General features: G+C 42.8%; 25 protein-coding genes and 1 riboswitch. Of the genes, 18 read left to right on the forward strand and 7 right to left on the reverse strand.

Annotation, left to right across the window (positions count from 1 at the left end; genetic code table 11):
- Positions 1 to 169 precede the first annotated feature (169 nt).
- From BIZ38_RS15760 to BIZ38_RS15770, 3 genes are read left to right on the forward strand one after another with little or no spacing between them, the layout of a single operon-like run.
- Positions 170 to 877, forward strand: a complete 708-nt coding sequence (locus BIZ38_RS15760) for a hypothetical protein (protein WP_187490718.1) — start codon at positions 170 to 172, stop codon at positions 875 to 877.
- A 21-nt stretch (positions 878 to 898) separates the two neighbouring features.
- Complete coding sequence (locus BIZ38_RS15765) at positions 899 to 1,402, forward strand: RNA polymerase sigma factor (protein WP_054552830.1); 504 nt, start codon at positions 899 to 901, stop codon at positions 1,400 to 1,402.
- A 5-nt stretch (positions 1,403 to 1,407) separates the two neighbouring features.
- Positions 1,408 to 1,977 (forward strand): hypothetical protein, encoded by a 570-nt coding sequence (locus tag BIZ38_RS15770; RefSeq protein WP_187490719.1) that lies wholly within the window; start codon positions 1,408 to 1,410, stop codon positions 1,975 to 1,977.
- Here the strand turns inward: BIZ38_RS15770 and BIZ38_RS15775 are convergent.
- Positions 1,962 to 2,867: a LysR family transcriptional regulator gene (locus BIZ38_RS15775; RefSeq protein ID WP_187490720.1), complete on the reverse strand. Its 906-nt coding sequence runs from the start codon at positions 2,865 to 2,867 to the stop codon at positions 1,962 to 1,964. The two genes, BIZ38_RS15770 and BIZ38_RS15775, sit on opposite strands and share 16 nt — an antisense overlap.
- 108 nt (positions 2,868 to 2,975) lie before the next feature.
- Between BIZ38_RS15775 and BIZ38_RS15780 the strand changes: the two genes are divergently transcribed.
- Complete coding sequence (locus BIZ38_RS15780) at positions 2,976 to 3,995, forward strand: NADP-dependent oxidoreductase (RefSeq protein ID WP_187490721.1); 1,020 nt, start codon at positions 2,976 to 2,978, stop codon at positions 3,993 to 3,995.
- 13 nt (positions 3,996 to 4,008) lie between these two features.
- Entirely contained in the window at positions 4,009 to 4,710 is a 702-nt protein-coding gene (locus tag BIZ38_RS15785) for a hypothetical protein (RefSeq protein WP_054552826.1), read from the forward strand.
- A gap of 45 nt (positions 4,711 to 4,755) precedes the next feature.
- Here the strand turns inward: BIZ38_RS15785 and galE are convergent, their stop codons facing one another.
- On the reverse strand, positions 4,756 to 5,769 hold the full coding sequence (galE, locus tag BIZ38_RS15790) for a UDP-glucose 4-epimerase GalE (protein ID WP_054552825.1): 1,014 nt from the start codon (positions 5,767 to 5,769) through the stop codon (positions 4,756 to 4,758).
- A gap of 229 nt (positions 5,770 to 5,998) precedes the next feature.
- Between galE and BIZ38_RS15795 the strand changes: the two genes are divergently transcribed.
- The gene (locus BIZ38_RS15795; RefSeq protein WP_054552824.1) at positions 5,999 to 6,502 is read left to right on the forward strand and encodes a DUF3016 domain-containing protein; all 504 of its coding nucleotides are present in this window, start codon (positions 5,999 to 6,001) and stop codon (positions 6,500 to 6,502) included.
- 184 nt (positions 6,503 to 6,686) lie between these two features.
- Here the strand turns inward: BIZ38_RS15795 and BIZ38_RS15800 are convergent, their stop codons facing one another.
- Complete coding sequence (locus tag BIZ38_RS15800) at positions 6,687 to 6,977, reverse strand: hypothetical protein (protein ID WP_054554123.1); 291 nt, start codon at positions 6,975 to 6,977, stop codon at positions 6,687 to 6,689.
- A gap of 72 nt (positions 6,978 to 7,049) precedes the next feature.
- Here BIZ38_RS15800 and BIZ38_RS15805 point away from each other — a divergent pair, with 72 nt between their 5' ends.
- Positions 7,050 to 7,262: a hypothetical protein gene (locus BIZ38_RS15805; protein WP_054554124.1), complete on the forward strand. Its 213-nt coding sequence runs from the start codon at positions 7,050 to 7,052 to the stop codon at positions 7,260 to 7,262.
- A gap of 3 nt (positions 7,263 to 7,265) precedes the next feature.
- On the opposite strand, the gene epmB is transcribed toward BIZ38_RS15805, so the two are convergent.
- Positions 7,266 to 8,279: an EF-P beta-lysylation protein EpmB gene (gene epmB / locus BIZ38_RS15810; protein WP_187490722.1), complete on the reverse strand. Its 1,014-nt coding sequence runs from the start codon at positions 8,277 to 8,279 to the stop codon at positions 7,266 to 7,268.
- Between the two features lie 41 nt (positions 8,280 to 8,320).
- On the opposite strand from epmB, the gene efp reads away from it, so the two are divergent.
- Both efp and epmA read left to right on the forward strand, forming a co-directional pair.
- A complete protein-coding gene (efp, locus tag BIZ38_RS15815; RefSeq protein WP_054554126.1) occupies positions 8,321 to 8,887 on the forward strand; it encodes an elongation factor P in 567 nt (188 codons plus the stop codon).
- Between the two features lie 65 nt (positions 8,888 to 8,952).
- A complete protein-coding gene (gene epmA, locus BIZ38_RS15820) occupies positions 8,953 to 9,927 on the forward strand; it encodes an elongation factor P--(R)-beta-lysine ligase (RefSeq protein WP_187490723.1) in 975 nt (324 codons plus the stop codon).
- 61 nt (positions 9,928 to 9,988) lie between these two features.
- Here epmA and BIZ38_RS15825 read toward each other — a convergent pair whose 3' ends face one another.
- The gene (locus BIZ38_RS15825) at positions 9,989 to 12,088 is read right to left on the reverse strand and encodes a TonB-dependent receptor (protein ID WP_187490724.1); all 2,100 of its coding nucleotides are present in this window, start codon (positions 12,086 to 12,088) and stop codon (positions 9,989 to 9,991) included.
- Between the two features lie 123 nt (positions 12,089 to 12,211).
- Here BIZ38_RS15825 and BIZ38_RS15830 point away from each other — a divergent pair, with 123 nt between their 5' ends.
- The 8 genes from BIZ38_RS15830 (at position 12,212) to BIZ38_RS15865 (ending at position 19,766) form a co-directional block, all read left to right on the forward strand.
- Positions 12,212 to 12,601, forward strand: a complete 390-nt coding sequence (locus tag BIZ38_RS15830; protein ID WP_054554129.1) for an acyl-CoA thioesterase — start codon at positions 12,212 to 12,214, stop codon at positions 12,599 to 12,601.
- Positions 12,602 to 12,725: 124 nt separating this feature from the next.
- Positions 12,726 to 13,127, forward strand: a complete 402-nt coding sequence (locus BIZ38_RS15835; protein ID WP_054554130.1) for an META domain-containing protein — start codon at positions 12,726 to 12,728, stop codon at positions 13,125 to 13,127.
- A gap of 63 nt (positions 13,128 to 13,190) precedes the next feature.
- Positions 13,191 to 13,292, forward strand: a riboswitch (TPP riboswitch).
- A gap of 145 nt (positions 13,293 to 13,437) precedes the next feature.
- A complete protein-coding gene (gene thiC, locus BIZ38_RS15840; protein WP_054554131.1) occupies positions 13,438 to 15,390 on the forward strand; it encodes a phosphomethylpyrimidine synthase ThiC in 1,953 nt (650 codons plus the stop codon).
- A gap of 73 nt (positions 15,391 to 15,463) precedes the next feature.
- On the forward strand, positions 15,464 to 16,468 hold the full coding sequence (locus tag BIZ38_RS15845; protein WP_187490725.1) for an FAD-dependent oxidoreductase: 1,005 nt from the start codon (positions 15,464 to 15,466) through the stop codon (positions 16,466 to 16,468).
- 8 nt (positions 16,469 to 16,476) lie between these two features.
- Positions 16,477 to 16,674 (forward strand): sulfur carrier protein ThiS, encoded by a 198-nt coding sequence (thiS, locus tag BIZ38_RS15850; RefSeq protein ID WP_054554133.1) that lies wholly within the window; start codon positions 16,477 to 16,479, stop codon positions 16,672 to 16,674.
- Position 16,675: 1 nt separating this feature from the next.
- A complete protein-coding gene (locus tag BIZ38_RS15855) occupies positions 16,676 to 17,458 on the forward strand; it encodes a thiazole synthase (RefSeq protein ID WP_187490726.1) in 783 nt (260 codons plus the stop codon).
- A gap of 15 nt (positions 17,459 to 17,473) precedes the next feature.
- Positions 17,474 to 18,997, forward strand: coding sequence for a thiamine phosphate synthase (gene thiE / locus BIZ38_RS15860; protein WP_187490727.1), 1,524 nt, complete (start codon positions 17,474 to 17,476; stop codon positions 18,995 to 18,997).
- 1 nt (position 18,998) lies between these two features.
- Positions 18,999 to 19,766, forward strand: a complete 768-nt coding sequence (locus tag BIZ38_RS15865; protein WP_138619826.1) for a HesA/MoeB/ThiF family protein — start codon at positions 18,999 to 19,001, stop codon at positions 19,764 to 19,766.
- Between the two features lie 51 nt (positions 19,767 to 19,817).
- Here the strand turns inward: BIZ38_RS15865 and asd are convergent, their stop codons facing one another.
- Both asd and rsgA read right to left on the reverse strand, forming a co-directional pair.
- A complete protein-coding gene (gene asd, locus BIZ38_RS15870) occupies positions 19,818 to 20,684 on the reverse strand; it encodes an archaetidylserine decarboxylase (RefSeq protein WP_187490728.1) in 867 nt (288 codons plus the stop codon).
- Positions 20,685 to 20,702: 18 nt separating this feature from the next.
- Entirely contained in the window at positions 20,703 to 21,761 is a 1,059-nt protein-coding gene (gene rsgA / locus BIZ38_RS15875; protein ID WP_058585944.1) for a small ribosomal subunit biogenesis GTPase RsgA, read from the reverse strand.
- A 122-nt stretch (positions 21,762 to 21,883) separates the two neighbouring features.
- Here rsgA and orn point away from each other — a divergent pair, with 122 nt between their 5' ends.
- Positions 21,884 to 22,429, forward strand: coding sequence for an oligoribonuclease (orn, locus tag BIZ38_RS15880; protein ID WP_054554138.1), 546 nt, complete (start codon positions 21,884 to 21,886; stop codon positions 22,427 to 22,429).
- Positions 22,430 to 22,619 lie beyond the last annotated feature (190 nt).

The raw sequence follows: 22,619 nt of genomic DNA on the forward strand, positions 1-22,619 counted from the left end.
TTATCCTTAAAATTCAATGAAATAAAATTACTTTTTAATTTTTTAAAAATATTTTGTCAGGTTTTCTGTGTTTGTCTCGTCTATAGCTGCAAATGACACGAAGTTGTTCTATTCGGTGGTAGCGATAGGCAGTGTCTTATGTATCTATTTTTACGAAAAGGACAAACTCATGACGACTACAACATCAACTGTGAATACGCTAAAACTTGATTCAACAAATGCACCATTTAGTGATGCTGCTGTTTGGTTAAAAGAAGGGTGGGGGCTATTTAAAAAAGCACCGTTTAAACTTTTTTTACTTATGACGCTGTTCGCTATTGTGCCAGGTTTAGTGCAGCTATTACCTGCACCTACGGGTTTAACCGTATCAAAGTGGTTAGCGCCTATGTTAATGGCAACGGTGTGGCCTTTGTTGTTTAACCTGAATAATCAGCAAGGCTTTTCATTTAAGCACAATGCAACATGGATGAAGTGGGGGCGAGTTGCCGTGTGGTCAGTTGTTGGTATTTTACTGGCGCTGGTGCAATTTGCTGTTGGGAGTACTTTGATTGGTAGTGAGCAGTTATCGGCTTTATTGTCAGGTCAGTTTGTTGATGTTGAGCGCTGGCGCGTAGGGGTCATGTTTGTATCAATTGTTCCTGTAAATATGTTGCTTATGTTTGTGGTACCTCTGTTACTTTTAAACAATGCTTCGCTTAGTGCAGCTGTTAAAGAAGGCATTACAACGGTACTAAAGGTGATTAAACCATTAAGCATGCTTTGTTTGATTAATATGCTCGTTACCTTTGCTGCCCCTTATAGTCTTTTACCTATGTTGTTGGTAGGGCCGGTATTAGCATGTACCTACTTTTGTGCCTATAATCGTTTGTTCAAATAATAATAAAAACATGGAAGTACAGTGAAAGCTGATGTTCAAATAAACACATTGCTGAATGAATACGCGCCGCTGTTGGCGCGTGTTGCTGCAACCTACGAGATCAATCAAGCGCTACAAGATGAGCTAATTCAAGAGATGTCGCTGGCTGTTTGGCGCGCTTTTGAAAGTAATGACTCATCACCCGATGTTGCCTTTCGGGGCGATGCCAGCATAAAAACCTATATTGCCCGAATAGCTCACAATAAAGCGGTTGATCATGTGATAAAAGAGCAAAACCGCAAAGAGGTGGCAAGCTCTGAAAGTATTGATTACACCCAAGCCTTAAGTGCGCATAAGTCACCAGACGACAGTTTAGATTTAATGGCTGCCCTTCGTAAATTAACGCTGAAATATCGGCAGGTGCTTGCTTTACAGCTTGAAGGGTTTAATCAAAGTGAGATAGCGCAAACGCTGGGGTTGTCTGAAGATGCTGTTGCTAAACGTGCCAGTAGAGCAAGACAGCAAATTGCGAGCCTAATGGAGTAAATAAAGTGGATAAATTCGAAGCAGATGATCAATTAGCTAAGTGGCAGCAGGCATTCGTGCAGGCAACTCCGAAAGTGGATAGTGAAGCGTTAATTGCACAAACGCAAAAGTCGCGAGCTAAGTTAAAGCTAAAAGGGTTAATCGAATCTTTTTTAGGTGTTGTGGTAACCGTATTTTGTATTTACGCCATGTTGTTTGAAGCAAAAAATACCTATGAAACCATTATGTTTGCGCTATTAGTGCCTATTCCTTTAGGTTTTGGAATTTGGTCATACCGTTTAAGGCGAAAGCTTTGGCGAGCAGAAACGCTAGACGTCAATGCAATGCTTAATTTTAAAGAAAGCCAGCTAAAGCACCAAGTTCATTACTGGCATGTGAGTTTTATTGGCTGCGTTGTGCTTTGGTGCGCTTTGCTGATCGTTGCCTTGTTTAATATGGTTATGTTTAAAACATACAGCCTATGGCTTATCCAGCTTGGTATTAATGGTATTATCGTGCTGGCTGTTTATATACGCTATAAAAAATTAAAAACACAGCTAGCTGTAGCACTTGAGAGCATTCAAGCAATGCGCTGATGTGCGGCTCTCACTTTTGCTGCGAATTTATTTAACCAGCCAGTAGCTAAACTTGGTTTGTAAACCAGCTCGAGGCGCTCTTGGCAAGTGTAGTTACAGTCTAATACATCGATGACTTTGAGGGCTGGATCGTTTGCAATAAAGTCAGGGACGTATGCTAATGCAATCCCTTGTTTGACGAGTGACAGCAAGGTGCTGAAATCGTTGCAGCGATAACTTATGGTTCTAGGTACTTTGTCATCTCGCCAACCATCTGAGCCGACACCCCTAGTTACGCCACAAAAGGGTGAAATACTCGGACAAGCAAAACTAAATTGAAAAAGCTCTCTGTTGGTGAGTGAACCATTACTAAATTGCTCGAATAATGGATGAGAGTCCGCAGCTACAACTTTGAAAGTAGTTGTGCCTAAATATATACGTTCAAAGTCACTTTGTAGTGTGCTTTCATTTAATGCCACTTCGGTAACTAAAGCTAAATGGGCATGGCCGCTGGCAACCTGTTCAATGGCTTGACCTTCCCAACTTGTATCAATATTAAATTGAAAACCTTGCTCATTAAATTGCGATAATAATAAAGGCAGGTAATGCTGTAACAGCAAAGAGGGGCCAGATAAGTTAACAACCGTATTTTTCGTGCTTCCATTAAACTCGCTGATAGCTTGATCAGCCTCATGAACCAAATTAAGCGCATAATGGCGAAATTTTTCACCTTGCTGATTTAGTTTTATATTTCGACCAATTCGCTTAAATAGTTGTGTATTTAGCTTAATTTCGAGCCGTTTTATGACCTTCGAAAGCGCGCCAGGTGTGACATTTAATGTTGCAGATGCTTGCTGTAAGTTATTGTGCTTTGCGATGACCAAAAACTTTCGTAAATCTTCTGTATCCAAGTTTGCCTCTAATTCCAATGTGGAAACGTATAGATAGTTTTAATAGCTTAATGGTTAATTGTTTAAGTGCAATAATTTCGTTATTAAATTTCATTAAATGAGAGAGCGATGACGTCTTACAATCTTAAGCAGTGGTTTTATGTTAAGCGCCCTGATGGACGTGTCAGTGAGCAGCATTATGCATTGCGAGAATCTGTAATTTCGCCGACATTGGCTAAAAACGAAGTGCTGCTAGAGGCAAAGTATATTTCTGTCGATCCATATATGCGTATTCAACAGGCTGCTAAGCCGAACTGGGAGCAACCTCATGCATTAAATACAGTGCAAGGGGCTGCGGTTGTTGCTCAGGTTTTAAAGTCAAACAGCGAGCGTTTTAAGCAAGGTGATTGGGTAAGCGCTTATTCAGGTTGGCAAACTCATGCAGTTGTCCATGCCAATGAAATACAAGCCTTAAACCCTAATGATGCCGATGTAAAAACGGCACTAGGTGTTTTAGGTATGCCTGGGCGAACAGCTTGGTTTGGTTTAATGGAAGCAGGTAAACCAAAAGCCGGCGAGACGGTTGTCGTTTCAGGTGCTGCTGGAGCCGTGGGTTCGTTAGTTACTCAGTTTGCTATAAAAAATGGTTGTCGTGTTATTGCCTTAGCTGGATCTGAAGAAAAATGTACTTGGTTAGAAAAGCTCGGGGTCACTTATGCGCTTAACTATAAGCAATTTGACTCAGCCCAACAGTTGCACGAAAGGTTGATGGAGCTTGGTGGTGTTGATGTTTATTTTGATAATGTTGGCGGGATGAACACTGATGCGGTGTTGAGCAGCTTAAACTTGCGTGCTCGTGTAGTGATTTGCGGGCAAATCTCGCAGTACGATGGCTCGCTTGACAACCCCGAACTAGGCCCTCGCTTTCTCCATCAATTACTTTATAAACGAGCGACAATTCAAGGGATTTTAGCAAGAGACTTTACTCACCGTATGCCTGAAATGATTAATCATATTTTGCCGTGGTTAAAAGCAGGAGAGATCCAATTTAAAACAACCGAAATTAATGGCTTTGAAAATTTACCAAGCGTGCTTGAGGGATTGTTCGAAGGGAAGAATATCGGTAAAGCGATTGTTCGTGTTAAATAAAAGGTATTAAAAAATGAAAGCAAATTTCGCTTTTCTGTTGTTACTTTACTGTTTAATTGTCAGTTTTAAAAGCATAGCAAAAGAGGTTAAGCATTTTCATGCGCATAGCCGAGTTGGCATGCATGGCATGGTGTTGTTCACCGATGGCGTTGAGCTCTATGCCAGCCACCTTCCTTTGTACCACGCCCCGCATGATTATCAATTAATTTATCGTGTAGAAACTCGCTATGAGAAAGAACTAATTCGTTGGCTTACTGTGCAAGAAAGTGATTCAATTCCTCAGTATTTAAATTCGATGATCACTCTATTGCCTGCTAAGTTTGACTTGAATAAGTTAATTGCAGGGCAGACACTGAGTGTGCCCAGCCAGTTATTCTTTGGTCACTTCGAACGAGGCGGTAAAAAATGGCTAAAGGATGAAAACTTTAAGTTTGTTTCTCTTGTATATAAACGAGCACTGTCATCGACTCAGCACGTGTCGCAACCGCGCTGGCGAAGAATAAATAAAGCAACAAATGAACAAGGAATACAAATATTGGTACATCAAATACAGGCCAGCCCGTCATTTGACGCCATTGTTTTAGTAAGAGGGTGTGAAGCTGAGCGTTTGCAGGTAGAAGTAAACGTGCCAACATTTACGCAATTATCTAATAGCTTTCAAGACTGTGAGTACAGCCAAATAGCCTATTTTGAAACGCAGGATTTTATAAAGTAGCCAGTAAAAAGGCACTTATTTGTAAGTGCCTTTTAATTCTTCTGACTATTTGTAACCGTTCGGGTTATTGCTTTGCCAGCGCCATGTATCTTGCATCATCTCATCGATACCACGCTCAGCTTGCCAGCCAAGCTCTTTTAACGCTTTTTCTGGAGCTGCGTAGCAAGCTGCAATATCGCCCGCTCGACGCGGCGAAATTTGGTAAGGTACGGCTTGACCGCTGGCTTTCTCAAAAGCGGTAACCATCTGCAGTACTGAATAACCATTACCTGTGCCTAGGTTAAATACGTGCGCACCTGTATCACTTGCAATTCGGTTCAGTGCTTTTAAGTGACCTAATGCTAAATCGACAACGTGGATATAGTCACGAACACCTGTACCATCTACAGTATCGTAGTCATCCCCAAACACACCAAGCTTTTCTAGCTTACCCACAGCGACTTGCGAAATATAAGGTAATAAGTTGTTAGGAATACCATTAGGGTCTTCACCAATAAGGCCAGACTCATGTGCGCCTACAGGGTTAAAGTAACGTAAGATAACAAAGGCAAAGCGTTCATCTGATTTCGCGATATCTTGCAGCATCATCTCTACCATAAGCTTTGATGTGCCATACGGGTTAGTCGTGCCGCCAACTGGGAAGTCTTCGCGAATTGGTAAGCTTGCTGGGTCACCGTATACGGTTGCTGATGAGCTAAATACTAACTTAAACACGCCAGCATCACGCATAGCATCAACCAGAGTCAGTGTACCTTGTACGTTGTTTTGATAATACTCGATAGGTTTTACAACCGATTCACCAACCGCTTTTAAACCAGCGAAGTGAATAACACTATCAATTGTGTGTTCACTGAAGATTTTGTCTAAACAGGCTCTATCTAAAATATCACCTTGATAAAACGTGACGTCTTTGCCGGTGATTTGTTTTACGCGAGCCAATGACTCATTTGATGAATTGCTTAAATTATCAAGTACAACAACGTCTGTGCCTTGTTGTAGTAACTCTAAAACGGTGTGAGAACCGATGTACCCGGCTCCGCCGGTGACTAAAATGGTCATAAAATATCCATGAACTATACCTAGTTGAATTAGCCTTATTTCATCACATTTCGCGTTAAATTACATGAATAAAATGTGATTAAACTTATTTCATAGAAATATCAGTGTCTTGTTTTTGATTACATTTTGCACCATATTGGTTACATCCAAGCGTTGAGTTATTAAGCTATAGTTAATTGTCAGCTGCTAAATTTTAATCAAAAGCTATTCCTGTTAAGTGGAGATAAAGATGAAAATTGTAAAGAAAATGGCCTTAGCAATGGTTATTGCACTACCTGCTTTTGCTCACGCAGGGGAGGCTAAGGTTAAATGGCATGACTTTAACGATTACCGTGATGTGCGCCCCGGAAATAACTCACCAAAAGGTGCATTTCATAAAAACGTGGCAAAGAGCTTTGAGAAGCACTTTAACAAGCTTGCTGAACAGTTACCTGATGGCTACACCTTCAATGTGGAAGTAACAGAGCTTGACCTTGCTGGTGATGTGCGTTTTGGAACGATGAATGAACTGCGCATTATCAAGCCAATTTATTTCCCACGTATTGACCTTAATTATTCAATTACGGATAAAGACGGTAAAGTGATTAGTGAAGCAAAAGACGTAAAGCTTAAAGATATGGGCTTTATGGACCGCATGAAAATGGGGCGCGATGAAGCTTATTACTACGACAAACGTTTAATCAGCGATTGGTTTGAAGATGAGCTATTGCCGTCTTTAAATCTGGGTGAATGATAGCCGTCAGCCATCAGTTTTTAGTTGAGCTGTGTTGTTTGTGGGCCTTGTAAAAGGCCTATATCGTGGGAGGCGTTTTAACGCCGAAAAACAATTAACGGCTAAAGCTGCTAACACATGTAGGCGTGAAATTTATTTTTCGCGATAGCCTCTATTTACAATAAATAAAATAGAGGCTTCTACGTTACTTAAACGTCGCTAACAGTTGTAGTAACTGTTGCAGTTTAATAACGGTTTTTTTCAGCTTCTCTTCGTCCATACCGTCGTTGCTTAAGCTTTCTACATCAGCTGCAACATCGAGAACGTAAGGTTTAAAGCGTTTCGCTTCAAAATCAAAGCCAGCATCTTTTGCAAATAAGGCTTTGAATTTGCCATGGCCTTGCTGCTGTAAATCATCTAATTTTTTATCAGCATCAAGTGCCTGACGATAAACGATTTTTAGGTTAGCATTGAGTTGTTCAATAATTGAATCCATTTTTTTCCTAAAGCTTTAGACTGCAATGCCGATATAGTACGTGGATTGTCATAAAAAGTCAGGTAATGAACTATGAATATATCAGGATCAAGCTTACCAGCGATGAGTGGCGGTGGCGAAAGCGCAGAAGTTTACAGCGCATCACTTGCTAAAAAACAGCAAAAGGCTGATGGTGCTGCGGCACTTGCACTTATCGAAGGCGCAGCAATGAACACCAGTGCTGCACAAACACCTGCTAAGTCGGTAACTGCGACACTAGGTAACAACGTAAACGTATACGTTTAGTTGTTAAATTAGATTGAGATCGATAGGCGTTTTACTTTTTTCGCCGCCGATCTCGCGCACCAACTTAGGAACCAAGAACCCCGGCAATGCTGCTAGCATAGCCGTCACGATTTCCCGTGCCTGACTCTCAGCTATATCAAAGTGGCTGGCACCTTCAACTTTATCGAGTAGATGTAAGTAGTAAGGTAAAATGTCTGCTTCGAATAGCGCTTCACTAAGTGCAACTTGCGACTCGACAGAATCATTCACATCTTTTAGTAACACCGCCTGATTTAGTAACGTCACCCCTGCAGCTTTTAACTTTTGCATGGCCGCTTTAAAGTCATCATCAATTTCGTTAGCGTGATTGATATGATTTATAAACACCACCTTTAAGGGCGATGCAGCAAAGCGTGCACATAGCTCATCGGTAATTCTTGCAGGGATCACCACAGGTAAGCGGCTGTGAATACGCATGCGTTTAATTTGCGGAAGTTGCTCTAACTCATCCATAAACCAACTAACAGCATCGTCTTTGGCCATCAATGGATCGCCACCACTTAAAATGACTTCGTTGATGTTGCTGTCGGCTTTAATGTAAGCCAGTGCATCAATTAAACTGCGTTTGTTTAATTGGTTTTCTTGATAAGGAAAATGGCGTCTAAAGCAATAACGGCAATTTATGGCACAACCGGTTTTAAACATTACTAAAACGCGAGAGCGATACTTGTGTAACAAGCCAGGTTGGTTGTTATCTTGCTCTTTTAGAGGGTCTTTGTCGTAACCTGTTTTTGCTAAAAACTCTTGGTGCCTGGGCATCACTTGCAGCAAAAGAGGGTCGTTTATGTCGCCATAACGCATTTTTTTGATAAATGGCAGCGGCACGCGGACAGGAAAAAGACTGCGTGCTTTGAGGTCTTTTTCGTCTACTTTGCTTGATAATCCTAGCATTTCTAGCAAGCGTTCAGGACAAGTGACAACATTTGCCAATTCTTTTTGCCAGTTTTTATGCAAATTTACTTCATTTCTTTGTATCATTGACACGTAGATTACTCGAAATTATTTAGACAGAGGAAACGATGGCGAATTATAGCACCAATGAGTTCAAGGGCGGCCTAAAAATTATGTTAGACGGCGAACCTTGCAGCATCTTAGAAAATGAAATGGTAAAACCAGGTAAAGGCCAGGCGTTTAACCGTGTTCGTATTCGTAAACTTATCACAGGTAAAGTACTAGAAAAAACATTCAAGTCAGGTGAATCAGTTGAAGGTGCAGACGTAATGGATACAGATTTAGCGTATCTATACACTGACGGTGAGTTCTGGCACTTCATGAACAACGAAACATTTGAGCAAATCGCTGCTGACGAAAAAGCGCTTGGCGACAATGCAAAATGGTTAGTTGAAAATGACGTTTGTACTATCACGCTTTGGAACGGTAGCCCAATCGCCGTGACTCCACCAAACTTCGTTGAATTAGAAATCACTGAAACAGATCCAGGTCTAAAAGGTGATACAGCGGGTACTGGCGGTAAACCAGCAACATTAAGCACAGGTGCTGTTGTTCGTGTTCCTCTATTCGTACAAATCGGCGAAGTGATCAAAGTTGATACACGTAGCGGTGAATACGTGAGCCGTGTTAAGTAATAGGCATTGTTAAGCAATTTATTATAAAATCCCAGCTTCTGCTGGGATTTTTTTTGGGAAACGCTATGTCTAATGTCCTTTGGCAACCAAGCGCCGATATTGAAACTTTACGAGAGCGTGCCGTCATCATCCGCCGTATTCGCGAGTTCTTTTATGCACGTGATGTTATGGAGGTTGAAACGCCAAGCTTAAGCGCGGCCAGTGTAACCGATGTGCATTTAGCGACATTTAGTACCGAGTTTGTTGGCCCAGGTCATGCTGGTGGCTTACCACTTTATTTGCAAACGTCACCTGAGTTTGCCATGAAGCGTTTACTTGCGGCGGGCTCTGGGGCTATTTTCCAGCTATGCAAAGCTTTTCGTAATGAAGAGGCGGGTAGTCATCATAATCCTGAATTTACAATGCTTGAGTGGTATCGTCCGGGTTTTGATGAATTTGCGCTTATGGATGAAATGGATGAGCTTATGCAATTGGTGCTTGGCGTAGAAAGCGCTGAGCGACTCACTTATCAGCAAGCCTTTATGAACGCCTTAGGTGTAGACCCTTTAACTGCTGATATCAGCACATTACAGCAACTAGCAAAGGAGCAGGGCTTCGCCGATATTGCCGCGAATGAAACGCATCGCGATACCTTGTTACAGCTATTATTTTGTATGAAGGTTGAACCAACGATTGGCCAAGAAAAGCCTTGTTTCGTTTATCATTTTCCAGCTTCGCAAGCAGCGCTTGCCCAAATTTGTCAGCACGATGAGCGAGTAGCTGGGCGCTTTGAGTTATATTTTAAAAATATGGAACTTGCAAACGGCTTTAATGAGCTGACCAATGGCAAAGAGCAAGCAGCTCGTTTTAGTGAAGATAATCAGTACCGTGAAGCAAATGGCTTAAAGCAAGTGCCAATGGATGAGCGTTTAATAGCTGCACTAGAGCATGGCTTACCACAATGTGCGGGTGTCGCACTGGGTATAGATCGACTCATTATGCTGGCAACGAATAAGCAAAAGATTAAAGACGTACTCGCCTTTGATGTTGAAAGGGCTTAACTTATTTGGCTCTAGGCTCTAGGTGTTTGGGTGCTAGGTAAAAAACCTAGCACCTAATTGCTTATAGCTCGTAAATAAATGTCACACCGGCAACCATAGGTTCGCCAAGCTGTGTGTATGTATGAGTGGTGTAACCGTCTAATGGATCGTTACCAAACTCAAAACCACGGGTTGGTACGTCTTCATCAAATAAGTTACGTGCCCATGCATTAATGCTCCAATTATCACTTTCATAACCAAATGAAGCATTCACTAAGTTGCTGCTAGGTGCTTTTGAGTTATGGCTATCAGAGAAGTAGTAATCGTCTTTGCCTTCTACTCCAATTGATGCATAAAGTGCTGGCGTAAAGTTATAACGCGCAGTGAATGCATATTGGTATTTAGGAGCTTGTGCTTGATCTCGACCATCTTGATCTAGGCCTGATTGCGCAACAAAGTCATTGATTTCTGTATGTAGATAACCTGCACTACCCGTTAGTAGTAAATTGTCAGTTGCTTGGAAGCTGCCTTCAATTTCTAAACCGTAGTTTTCACCAGAGCTGGCGTTATCGATATAACCTGTGAATTTTTGGCCTTCAACTTGCCACGATTTTAGCTGCATATCTTCACGGTACATGTAGAAAGCGGCAAGACGTAACACAAACTTATCGTCCAAAGAGCTGCCTTTAACACCAAATTCACCGCTCCATAGGTATTCAGGGGCAAATGATGTGTGATTAGCAAAGAAATCAGCATCTAGGTTTAAGCCTTCGTCTTTTGCTTTTGCTAAAGCTTCAGAGTTAATACCGCCAGCTTTATAGCCACGAGTAATACTGGTATAGATCATGGTGCGATCAATCACTTGGTATTCAAGTGCAAGCTTACCGCCCACCATGACATCATCGGTTTCTTCAATAAAACCGTTGTTGTCGGTGTAGTCGCCCTGATACTGCTCAACACGCAAACCCGTAATTAAGGTTGTTTTTGGGCCGATAGGTGTTGCTAATTGACCATATGCAGCAATATTGCTGGTTTCATAATTAGATGCAAATGGTTGTGCCAGCCAAGTGTATTGACGTTCTAAGTCAACTTCGCGGCCTTGATAGTAAATGCCTGCGACCCACTCGCCAGATTTACCACTAAATTGCAGCTCAGCCGCTTGATCTTGGCGATCGCGAAAGTAAGCATCTGTTGAGCTATAGCCCCAATCATGCAAGCCAGCAGCACATAATTCAGGTTGAGCTTCATCATTACACACCCAGTCTTCGTCATAGCTGTATAACAGCTCGCTGTCGATACCAGATAGGTTTAAGCTAACATCAAAAAAGTCAAAGCCGGTGTATATGTTTGCTAGGCCAACCGCAATGCTTTCTTGGTTGTCTTGGCCTGGTTCATCAGCAACACTGTAACGGCTGTTATCTAATGTGAATGCGTCATAGCCGTTATTTATATCGATGTAATGTACATTCAGTTCAGTACGCAGATGGTCGGTTAATTGACTGTATAATTTAAAGCGAGAGACAAGCTCGTCTTGTTGCTGGGTATCTTTGCCTAAATAACGGTTTTCTACATACCCATCAGACTCACGTTGATAAATACTACCGCGTACTGCTGTGTCGTTGGTAATACCGGTACCTGCGGCAATACCTGCTTCATAGCTGTTGTAGTTGCCCGCACCTAATTGTATTTTCACACTTGGGTCAAGAGTGGGGGTTGCAGATTCCATTTGAATCATGCCAGCTAAGGCATCAGCACCAAAGCGAGTTCCTTGTGGGCCGCGATAAATTTCAACTTGGTCGATATCAAATAACAGTGAACTGCCGCCTAAACCAGAGTAGTTAATACCGTCGATCACTAAGCCAACCGAAGGATTAATAGGGTCAACAAACTGTGAGCGTAAACCAACACCACGAATTTGCACGAAACGACCACGAGATGCCCCTGAGGTAAAGTTTACATTCGCTGCACTAGCAAGCATCTCATCTAAAAACTTTGCACCGCGTTGATTGATTTCATGGTCTGAAAACAAGCTTGCGCTGGCACTAAGGGTTTGAATGCTTTCTCTTTTGAAATCACCGGTAACTTCAATTTTTTCAAGCTCACCGTCTTCAGCGTAAGCAATCGAAGATGCTGCGAATAAAGGCAGGATGGCAGCAGATAATAATGATAAACGTCGTTTCATGCGGATTCTTAACTCCATTTTCGGGACTGCTATTCTAGCAACCTAGCTAGCCAAATGGCTATAAAATCAATTTTTATGATATAAACGCAGGCAATTATACGTAAATTGATTAGGAATACGACTATGACCTTTAAAGTAGACTTTAAAGTGCGTGATTATGAGTGTGATTTACAAGGAATTGTAAACAACAGTGTTTATTTTAATTATTTAGAACATGCACGCCATGAGTTTTTACATGCCCAAGGTATCGATTTTGCAAAGCTCGCAAGAGAAAAAGTAAACCTTGTCGTACTGCGTAGCGAAATGGATTACAAGGCATCACTTATGCCGGGTGATGAATTTTACGTTGCCGTTGAGCCTGAGCGTATCAGCCGATTAAAGTTTGCTTTTAGGCAAACAGTGTATCGCAAACATGATGATAAAGTGATGTTGCAAGCTTTGGTGATTGGCACGTCAGTAAATGAAAAAGGTCGTCCTTTTTTACCAGAAGAAGTCGATAACTTATTCAAATAGTCTGCGTTGTTCTTTGATAAGCTAACTTAGAACAATTTTTTACAGATAAAACATGTTTTTTTAACGATCAATTGCGTTAAATGTTGTTATTATTACTACATTGAAATTTGAATAGTTAAAAAATATGAAGTTAGTAGCCTTGCCTCTTCTTTTTGTATTATTTTGCATGGGCTGCTCATCGACAGGGACAGTCACTAGTGAGCAATTAAAATATACACAGTGGCAATTATCAAAAGTGAATGGTTTAGCTATTCCTGTATCTCAAAAAGCCTCTATACGCTTTATCGAAGCGATGCAGGTTAACGGCTTTGCTGGCTGTAATAAATTTTTTGGTGAAGGTGCGCTCAGCGAAGATACGCTAACGGTAAATAAGTTAGGCATGACTCGTAAATCATGTGGCGAGCAAGTTAATGAGCTTGAGCAGCAATTATTGTCAGCGCTAAAAGAAGGTGCGGCAATTACGCTAACAGGTGAGAAACTAACTCTGCAAGGCGAGCATCACTTTACCTTCATTGCAAAAAACTAAAGTGGCTTAGCTTGCAGCAATTTTTTAACTGGCGTACACTCAGGGCGTTTTAAAGAAACGAATTTATACTTGTCGGAGTGCCTTTAACAAGGCTGAGATCGCGAAAGCGGGATCCGTGAACCTGATCAGGCTAACACCTGCGTAGGGAACAAGCTGCCTCACTGGGCGCTTGTGCGCCAAATTTATGGGGCATAAGCGGCGCAGGCTGCACTAGTAAGCATTTAGCTTATTAACGATCCAATGGCGTTTGCCACTCTCTATTGCATTTGCAATATCTGACAAGACAACCCTTAAAGCAATGAGGTAAGTCATGTCAAACACAACAACTAAACCATCTCGCCGCGAAGTTCGTGCGGCAGCATCAGATTATATTTATAACTTAACGGGTCAACCCTTTCCTAATTCTCATAAAGTTTATGTAGAAGGTACACAAGACAACGTACGAGTAGGGATGCGTGAAATCACCCTAAGCGATACCTTTATCGGTGGCACTGAAGAGAACCCTGTATTTGAATCTAACGCACCAATTCGTGTTTACGATACCTCGGGCCCATACACTGACCCAGATTTTAAACTTGATGTGCGCAAGGGCCTTGAGAAATACCGTGAAAAGTGGATTGAAAGCCGCGGCGACACTGAAATTTTAGACTCAGTGACTTCGCAGTTTTCTCAACAGCGAATGGCAGATGAAGGGTTAGACCATATCCGCTTTGAACATCTACCAAAGATCCGCCGTGCAAAAGCAGGCAAAAACGTAACGCAAATGCATTATGCGCGACAAGGTATTGTGACGCCTGAAATGGAATATGTGGCAATTCGTGAAAACATGGGACGCGCTAAAATTCGTGAAGAGTTACTTGCGGCCCAGCACAAAGGCGAATCGTTTGGCGCTAGTATTCCTGATTTTATTACCCCTGAATTTGTGCGTGATGAAATTGCCCGTGGCCGCGCCGTGCTTCCTAACAACATCAACCACCCGGAAACTGAGCCGATGATCATTGGCCGAAACTTCTTAGTTAAAGTGAACGCGAATATTGGTAATTCGTCGGTCACTTCATCAATCGAAGAAGAAGTAGAAAAAATGGTGTGGTCGACTCGTTGGGGCGCCGACACGGTAATGGACTTATCAACGGGTCGCTACATTCACGAAACCCGTGAGTGGGTGGTACGTAATTCGCCAGTACCAATTGGTACCGTACCAATCTATCAAGCGCTTGAAAAAGTAAACGGTGTGGCTGAAGACCTAACGTGGGAGATTTTCCGCGATACCTTGATTGAACAAGCAGAACAAGGTGTTGATTACTTTACTATTCATGCTGGGGTATTGCTGCGTTACGTGCCAATGACGGCAAAGCGTGTTACCGGTATTGTTTCGCGTGGTGGCTCAATCATGGCGAAATGGTGTTTAGCGCACCATAAAGAAAACTTCTTATACACGCACTTTGAAGAAATCTGTGAAATTTTAAAACAGTATGATGTGTGTTTTTCATTAGGTGATGGCTTGCGCCCGGGCTCTATTGCTGATGCTAATGACGAAGCCCAGTTCAGCGAATTACGTACTTTAGGTGAGCTGACAAAACTTGCTTGGAAACATGATGTGCAAGTGTTCATCGAAGGCCCAGGCCATGTGCCAATGCATATGATCAAAGAGAACATGGAAGAGCAGCTAAAACACTGTGAAGAAGCACCGTTTTATACTCTTGGTCCATTAACCACGGATATTGCACCGGGGTACGATCATTTCACATCAGGTATTGGCGCTGCGCAAATTGCTTGGTACGGCTGCGCTATGCTTTGTTATGTAACCCCTAAAGAGCATTTAGGTTTACCAAACAAAGAAGACGTTAAAGAAGGTTTAATCACCTACAAGATTGCTGCTCATGCTGCCGATTTGGCAAAAGGCCACCCTGGTGCGCAAGAACGTGACAATGCATTATCAAAAGCGCGCTTTGAGTTCCGTTGGCACGACCAATTTAACCTAGGTTTAGACCCAGAACGCGCCCGCGAATATCACGACGAAACATTGCCACAAGAATCTGGCAAGATTGCACATTTCTGCTCTATGTGTGGCCCTAAGTTTTGTTCGATGAAGATCACTCAAGAAGTACGTGATTACGCCAAAGATCTTGAAGCAAGAGGCATTGATCCAAATAACGTAGGCGATGCTATCGAAATCAAAATGGTCGATGTTGAAGCCGAAATGAAAGCGAAATCAGACGAGTTCAAAAAAACAGGCTCTGAGATTTACCACAAAGCCGTTTAATTGATGGAGCTAGGCATCAGCGATAGGCTCTGGGTTTTTACTTAGGGCCTAGAGCCTAGGGCCTAGAAAGTTTATGTCTTTAAAGATAGCGATACTGGGCTTTGGTTTAACTGGCCGTTTAACTGCATTGGCACTTGCTAAAGAGCATCAGTTAAGTGTGTTTGAGCAAGATGATGAACATGCTAGCAACAGTGCTGGCAGCGTTGCTGCAGCGATGTTAGCCCCCCTTGCTGAATCAGTCTTGTGTGAACAGGATTTAGCTCTACAAGGGCTTAATAGCATCACTCGTTGGCAGCAAATTTTAAGTGAGCTCGATGACGCTGTGTATTTTCAACAAACAGGCAGCTTAGTGGTTGCTCATCAGCAAGATAAGGGCGATTTACAAAGTTTTGTGAGGCGCTTAAAACCGCTTGAAAGCTATCAGGCGCAGGCATTGGTTGGCACTCAAATCGCAGACCTTGAGCCAGAACTAGCTGGGCGGTTCCACCAAGGTGTGTATTTACCTTGTGAAGGGCAACTCGATAATCAGGCATTTTATAGCGCTAGTTTTAAAAAGCTTACCTCGCAAGGAGTGCAATTTAACTTTGGCTGTAAAGTTGAATTGAACGCCCATAAAGTGAATGGCCAAAGCTTTGATTATGTATTTGATTGCCGCGGCTTAGGTGCTAAACAGGCTGAACCCTTACTTCGCGGAGTAAGAGGGGAGGTGGCGCGTTTATATGCACCAGAGGTGAACCTAACCAGACCAATACGGCTGATGCATCCGCGTTACCCCATATATATTGCTCCTAAGCCAAATCATCAATTTGTGATTGGTGCGACTGAAATTGAATCGCAAGACACAGGTAAAGTGACCGTGCGCTCAGCACTGGAGTTATTGTCTGCTGCTTATACGGTGCATAGCGGCTTTGCTGAAGGGCGTATCGAGAGCTTGCAATCAGGGCTTCGTCCAGCGTTTGCAGACAACCGTCCGAAAGTCACAAAACAAGGTCGAGTGATCAAAATTAATGGCTTGTACCGTCATGGCTATTTACTTGCGCCTCAGGTGGTCGATGATGCAGTGAGCTTAATTGCTTAAGGATAAAAATGAATATTTTAATTAATGGTCAGTCAGTTACAGTGAACGACAATACATCGCTCACTCAGGCGTTGAGCCAGTTTGGCGCAAGACCTCCATTTGCCGTTGCCGTTAATGGTGACTTTGTACCGCGCAGCCAATGCGATGCTAAACCCCTCAATGAAGGCGACAGCATTGAGCTATTGTCGCCAATTCAAGGAGGCTAAGATGGATAGTTTTTCAGTTTATGGTGAGCAATTTACGAGTCGTTTACTGATTGGCTCAGCACTGTACCCTTCGCCAAGTGTTATGACAGAGTCGATAGTGGCCTCACAGGCTGAGATTGTTACGGTTTCATTAAGACGTCAGCAAAGCGCTGCTGCGGGTGATGATTTTTGGCAATTGATAAAAAACACCGGGCTAAAGGTGCTGCCAAATACGGCGGGTTGCCATAGTGTGAAAGAAGCAGTGACCTTGGCACAAATGTGCCGCGAAGTGTTTGCCACTGATTGGATCAAGTTAGAGTTGATTGGTGATGAATATAATTTACAGCCAGATCCATTCGCACTGCTCGAAGCCACTAAAATTTTATTGGCCGATGGCTTTAAAGTTTTACCTTATTGCACTGATGATTTAGTGCTGTGTCAGCGCCTCGCTGATTTAGGCTGCGAAGTACTTATGCCTTGGGGGGCACCGATTGGCACGGGTAAAGGCTTGCTGAATCCTTACAACCTAAAAATGATCCGTGAGCGCTTGCCAAACCATACGTTAATTGTTGATGCGGGCTTAGGTTTACCATCCCATGCCTGCCAAGCGCTTGAATTAGGGTATGATGCCGTATTATTAAATTCGGCAATTGCAGGTGCTGGTTGCCCAGTAACGATGAGTAAAGCGTTTAAAAGTGCGGTTGAAGCGGGGCGATATAGCTATGTGGCTAAAGCGATGCCAGAAAAAGACGTAGCAAGCCCATCAACGCCGACGCTCGGAATGCCATTTTGGCATCAAGAATAAAATGTGAGGAATAACATGAATCAGGTTGTATGGACCATAGCTGGCTCAGATTCGGGCGGCGGTGCAGGAATTCAAGCCGATATCAAGGCAATGCAAAGTTTTAATGTACATGGCTGTACGGTTATTACTGCTTTAACGGCACAAAATAGTTTAGGTGTAGAAGCGCTTAACCCGATTTCAACAGAAGTGATTGAGTCGCAACTATTAGCCTTAGCCAGTGATATGCCTGCCAGCGTGATTAAAATTGGTATGCTTGCTAATGTGCAGCAAATACAGCTTATTAGTGAGCATTTAAAACATTACAAAGCAACTTGGGCAGAGCCGCCTTTAGTTGTTTATGATCCGGTCGCCATTGCTTCAAGTGGTGATTTATTAACAGAAGAAGATACCGTTAGTGCCATTAAAGAGTGCTTATTGCCACTAGTCGATGTAGTAACACCGAACACCCACGAAACGCAGTTATTAACTGGTGTTTACTTGATTGGTCCAAGTGCTGTGAAAGAAGCCGCCGAGAAGTTAACAGGCTATGGTGCAAAAGCGGTGATCATCAAAGGGGGGCATTGGGATTACCCAAGTGGCTACTGCATTGATTACTGCGTGCAAGGTGAGCTGGCATATTGGCTTGGCAACGAAAAAATTCAAACTCCGCATAGTCATGGCACAGGATGCAGTATGGCCTCTGTGATTGCTGCGTGTTTAACCAAACAGTATCCTCTCAAAGATGCCTTTATTTTAGCGAAAGCCTATATCAACCAAGGATTAAAAGCAGCCATTCGATATGGTGAGGGGATTGGCCCCGTTGCACACACTTGCTTTCCAACAAATCTAGCTGATTACCCACAAGTCATCGAAGCGGGAAGTTGGCTAGGTGATGAACTCGACTTTGACTGCCCGGTTGATTTTACCATGGCAGCAGGCTTTGCTGAGTGCGACTCTAAACAGCTTGGGCTATATGCCGTTGTTGATACGGTTGATTGGTTAGAGAAGTGTTTAGCCGAAGGGGTTAAAACCGTTCAATTAAGAATGAAAAATGCAGACGATGCAGCACTTGAAGAGTCGATTGCAAGTGCGGTTTTGCTGGGGCAGAAGTACGATGCACAGGTATATATTAATGATTATTGGCAATTGGCGATTAAGCACGGCGCTTATGGTGTGCATTTAGGACAAGAAGACTTACAAACCGCTAATTTAATTGCCATAAAAGAGGCAGGGTTACGCTTAGGTGTGTCGACTCATGGCTTTTATGAAATGCTACGTGCACATAATTACAGACCAAGTTATATGGCGTTTGGCGCTATTTATCCAACCACCACCAAAGACATGACAGGGCAGATTCAAGGCTTAGAAAAGCTCGAAAAATTTGTGCCGTTAATGGCCGATTATCCAACGGTTGCGATTGGAGGCATTGACTTATCGCGTGCTGAGCAAGTTGCGAGCACAGGTGTTGGCAGTGTTGCCGTAGTACGTGCGATTACTGAAGCCGAAGACTACCAAGCCGCCATTGCCACGTTAAAACAGCTGGTCGAAGGTCAGCCATAATATGAGCGCGCTAAGCGACAAAGAGCAAATTCGTTATAGCCGACATTTGCTATTAAAAGAGGTGGGGCTTGCGGGTCAGCAAAAGTTAAAGGCTGCTCATATTGTGGTTGTCGGAGCGGGTGGACTTGGCTCCCCAGCACTTTTTTATTTAGCGGCTGCAGGAATCGGTACGCTCACTTTGATTGACGACGATAAAGTTGAGCTTTCAAATCTACAGCGACAAATACTCTATAAAGTAAACCACATGGGGCAGGCAAAAACACAGGCGGCTGCCAAGGTGTTAAGCAGTTTAAATAATCAAATAACGGTTAAACCTCTATGCCAAAAGCTTGATGAAAGTAACTGTGCTGAGCTACTTGAAGGTGCTGACATCATCCTCGATTGCAGTGATAACTTTGCTACCCGGTATTTGGTTAATCGCTATTGTCTAGCTAAATCTATCCCACTTGTATCAGCTGCCGCTATTGCAACGCAGGGGCAGGTGATGAGTTTTGATTTTCGTGATGAACAGAGTCCTTGTTATGGCTGTATATTCCCGCAAACGGAGGAGCAAACAGCGCTTAATTGTGACAATGCAGGGGTATTGAGCCCATTGCTGGGTGTTATGGGGAGCATGCAAAGTTTATTGGCTATCAATATATTGCTTGGCCATAAAACGGGCAGCGAGTTTATTCAATTTGATGGACTAACACTAATGCAGCAGCGCTTTAATATTCAAAAAGACAGTGAGTGCTCGGAGTGTAATCGTGGGGGGAGGCGCGGTTTATAGTGAATTTTAAGCAAACCACTTTTGCTCAAGTGGTTTGCTTAATTGAACTTATTAGTCGTTAATTTTCGCAAATGGTGTGCCCATGCGGGTTACTGTTTTTGGGTGTTGATCTGATAAGAACTCAGCCTGATTTGCACCCCAGGCTAAAATAACGGTAGAGCCTAATTTAAAGCGACCCATTTCTTCACCCTTCTTCAGAGTAATCGCGTTGTCACCTGTGGTTGGGTAATTCCAACTAAATACATCTTTACCTGCTGGTGGCGTTACTGTGCCTGCCCAAATAGTCTCGATGCTAGCAACAATTGTTGCACCTACAAGTACCATGGCTAGCGGGCCAATTTCAGTTTCAAAGATAGCCACAACACGCTCGTTACGAGCAAATAGGTTAGGTACATTTTGTGCTGTTAACGGGTTTACCGAAAATAAATCACCCGGTACGTAGATCATTTTGCTCAGCGTACCATCAACAGGCATGTGAATACGGTGGTAATCTTTCGGCGCTAAATAAATAGTCGCAAATTTACCGCCTAAAAACGGCGCTGTGTCTTCTTCTTTGCCACCAAGGAGTGCTTGTAAGCTGTAGTCATGGCCTTTTGCTTGGATGATTTGACCGTCGACTACATCGCCTAATTGGCTAATTGCACCATCAACTGGGTGAGCGATAATGTCGCTTTCTTCAGCAAGTGGACGAATACCTTCTTTTAATGGGCGAGTGAAAAACTCATTAAAAGTTTTGTAATGAGCTGGATCTGGGTATTTAGCCTCACTCATATCAATTTTGTATTGTTTGATAAACAATTTAATTAAGGCCGTTGTTAAGCCACCCGCTTTTGCTGCTGCTAACTTGCCAACCATGCGCGAAATGAAATGTTTTGGCATGGCATATTGCATAGCAATTTTGAATTTATCTAAACTCACTTGTTATTTCCTAAATAGTTATACGCGAGGAGCGCGTGCACCAGCACGGCCGTCGGCCATAGTTTCTAAAATTCGGTGGTAACTGTCAAAACGAAGTTCTGAAATTTCACCATCATCAACAGCTTGGCGAATTATACAGCCAGGATCGTTTAAATGCTTACAATCGCGAAAACGACAGCCACCAATAAAGTCACGGAACTCTTTAAAGCACCACGTAACGCGCTCAACATCTAAATGCCATAAGCCAAACTCACGAATTCCCGGTGAGTCAATTAGGTTACCACCACTTGGTAAATGGTGTAATCGCGATACGGTTGTTGTGTGTTGACCAAGGCCGCTGTTCTCAGAGACTTCTTGGGTTAAGATATCTGCATCTGGCAGTACAGTGTTCACTAAGGTTGATTTACCCACACCGCTTTGACCAACAAAAATGCTGTTTTTATCAACTAGTTTTTGTTTAAGCTCAGCAATGCCTTGACCGGTTTTATTACTGACTAACAGTACTTGATAACCTAGCTCACGATAGATATCGAGAATTTCATCAATAAAAGCAAGGCCTTCATCGTCTATTAAATCTATTTTGTTAAGCACTAAAATAGGCTCAATCCCCATGTCTTCACAGGCAACTAAATAGCGGTCGATAATGTTTGGTGTAAACTCAGGCAATACCGCAGAGACCATTAAAATTTGGTCGATATTGGCAGCGACGACTTTCACCCCGTCATAAAAATCAGGGCGCGTTAATTGTGAGCGACGCTCATGGGTTGCTTCAATAACCCCCGCTAAGTCGCCTTCGCTAACTTTTGCACGGCGAAAAATAACTTCATCACCACACACAAGGCTCGATACTGTTCTACGTATATTACAGCGTAGCACTTCGCCTGATTCGGTTTCGATATCGGCGTGTTGGCCAAAACGACTGATCACAACCGCATTTTCGGCAGGGCCTAAATTGTCATTTTGCCATTGCACAGTTGCCCCTTTCTGTTGCTTTTTGTCTGCATTAGAGAGGCGTTTTTGATGATTGGCCTTAATTCGACGCGATTGGCCTTTACTTAATTTCTTTTGTTTTGCCACTTTTGGCCTATAACTTGAGTAAATGTCGGGCTTTTTGAAAAAAAAGCTTTAGGTCGACTGATGATACTAATATGATATATCTAAATGCGTTGGATCTAAAGGAAAGCACCGCTAAGGTAACTATGTCTTTTCATAAATCAAATCTTATCTGGCTCGACCTAGAAATGACAGGCCTCGAACCAGCAACAGATAAAATACTCGAAATTGCCACTGTTGTCACCGACAGTGATTTAAACATCTTGGCCGAAGGCCCTGTTATTGCTATTCATCAAAGCGATGAACTGCTTGATGGTATGGACGAGTGGTGCACAACTCAGCACGGTCAATCTGGTTTAACAGCTCGTTGTAAAGCAAGCACATTCACTGAACAAGATGCTATTGATCAAACTTTGGCATTTCTAAAGCAATGGGTACCTGCGGGTGCTTCACCTATGTGTGGTAATTCTATCGGCCAAGACCGCCGTTTTATGAATAAGTACATGCCTGAATTGGAAGACTACTTTCACTACCGTAACCTTGATGTGAGTACCGTTAAAGAACTTGCACGTCGTTGGAAACCTGACGTATTAGCGCAAGTGAACAAAAAAGGTTCACATCTAGCCCTCGACGATATCAAAGATTCGATCATGGAATTAAAGGTTTACCAAGAAAAATTCTTTAATTTGTAAAAAACATTTGCAAACACATCGGATTATTGTAGAATCCTGCCCCGCTTAAGACGTTAACCCCCGCGGGGTTGGCATGTCTCTAAGTAATTGAATGCGGCACTAGCTCAGTTGCCAGAACGTTTCACCGCAACCTTCAGGTTGTGCGACAACGGACAAATTACTGACTACTTTTGAATGCGGCACTAGCTCA

Source organism: Pseudoalteromonas sp. BZK2, from assembly GCF_014349195.1.
Lineage (GTDB): Bacteria > Pseudomonadota > Gammaproteobacteria > Enterobacterales > Alteromonadaceae > Pseudoalteromonas > Pseudoalteromonas simplex.

Excerpts from the sequence above, each read along its gene's own strand:
- BIZ38_RS15760 (WP_187490718.1), top strand. The coding sequence starts at position 170 with ATGACGACTACAACATCAACTGTGAATACGCTAAAACTTGATTCAACA.
- BIZ38_RS15780 (WP_187490721.1), top strand. The coding sequence starts at position 2,976 with ATGACGTCTTACAATCTTAAGCAGTGGTTTTATGTTAAGCGCCCTGAT.
- BIZ38_RS15845 (WP_187490725.1), top strand. The coding sequence starts at position 15,464 with ATGTCTTTAAAGATAGCGATACTGGGCTTTGGTTTAACTGGCCGTTTA.
- orn (WP_054554138.1), top strand. The coding sequence starts at position 21,884 with ATGTCTTTTCATAAATCAAATCTTATCTGGCTCGACCTAGAAATGACA.
- BIZ38_RS15785 (WP_054552826.1), top strand. The coding sequence starts at position 4,009 with ATGAAAGCAAATTTCGCTTTTCTGTTGTTACTTTACTGTTTAATTGTC.
- BIZ38_RS15800 (WP_054554123.1), bottom strand. The coding sequence starts at position 6,977 with ATGGATTCAATTATTGAACAACTCAATGCTAACCTAAAAATCGTTTAT.
- BIZ38_RS15825 (WP_187490724.1), bottom strand. The coding sequence starts at position 12,088 with ATGAAACGACGTTTATCATTATTATCTGCTGCCATCCTGCCTTTATTC.
- thiS (WP_054554133.1), top strand. The coding sequence starts at position 16,477 with ATGAATATTTTAATTAATGGTCAGTCAGTTACAGTGAACGACAATACA.
- epmA (WP_187490723.1), top strand. The coding sequence starts at position 8,953 with ATGTCTAATGTCCTTTGGCAACCAAGCGCCGATATTGAAACTTTACGA.
- thiC (WP_054554131.1), top strand. The coding sequence starts at position 13,438 with ATGTCAAACACAACAACTAAACCATCTCGCCGCGAAGTTCGTGCGGCA.
- BIZ38_RS15855 (WP_187490726.1), top strand. The coding sequence starts at position 16,676 with ATGGATAGTTTTTCAGTTTATGGTGAGCAATTTACGAGTCGTTTACTG.
- epmB (WP_187490722.1), bottom strand. The coding sequence starts at position 8,279 with ATGATACAAAGAAATGAAGTAAATTTGCATAAAAACTGGCAAAAAGAA.
- BIZ38_RS15830 (WP_054554129.1), top strand. The coding sequence starts at position 12,212 with ATGACCTTTAAAGTAGACTTTAAAGTGCGTGATTATGAGTGTGATTTA.
- BIZ38_RS15805 (WP_054554124.1), top strand. The coding sequence starts at position 7,050 with ATGAATATATCAGGATCAAGCTTACCAGCGATGAGTGGCGGTGGCGAA.
- BIZ38_RS15835 (WP_054554130.1), top strand. The coding sequence starts at position 12,726 with ATGAAGTTAGTAGCCTTGCCTCTTCTTTTTGTATTATTTTGCATGGGC.
- galE (WP_054552825.1), bottom strand. The coding sequence starts at position 5,769 with ATGACCATTTTAGTCACCGGCGGAGCCGGGTACATCGGTTCTCACACC.
- BIZ38_RS15865 (WP_138619826.1), top strand. The coding sequence starts at position 18,999 with ATGAGCGCGCTAAGCGACAAAGAGCAAATTCGTTATAGCCGACATTTG.
- thiE (WP_187490727.1), top strand. The coding sequence starts at position 17,474 with ATGAATCAGGTTGTATGGACCATAGCTGGCTCAGATTCGGGCGGCGGT.
- efp (WP_054554126.1), top strand. The coding sequence starts at position 8,321 with ATGGCGAATTATAGCACCAATGAGTTCAAGGGCGGCCTAAAAATTATG.
- BIZ38_RS15795 (WP_054552824.1), top strand. The coding sequence starts at position 5,999 with ATGAAAATTGTAAAGAAAATGGCCTTAGCAATGGTTATTGCACTACCT.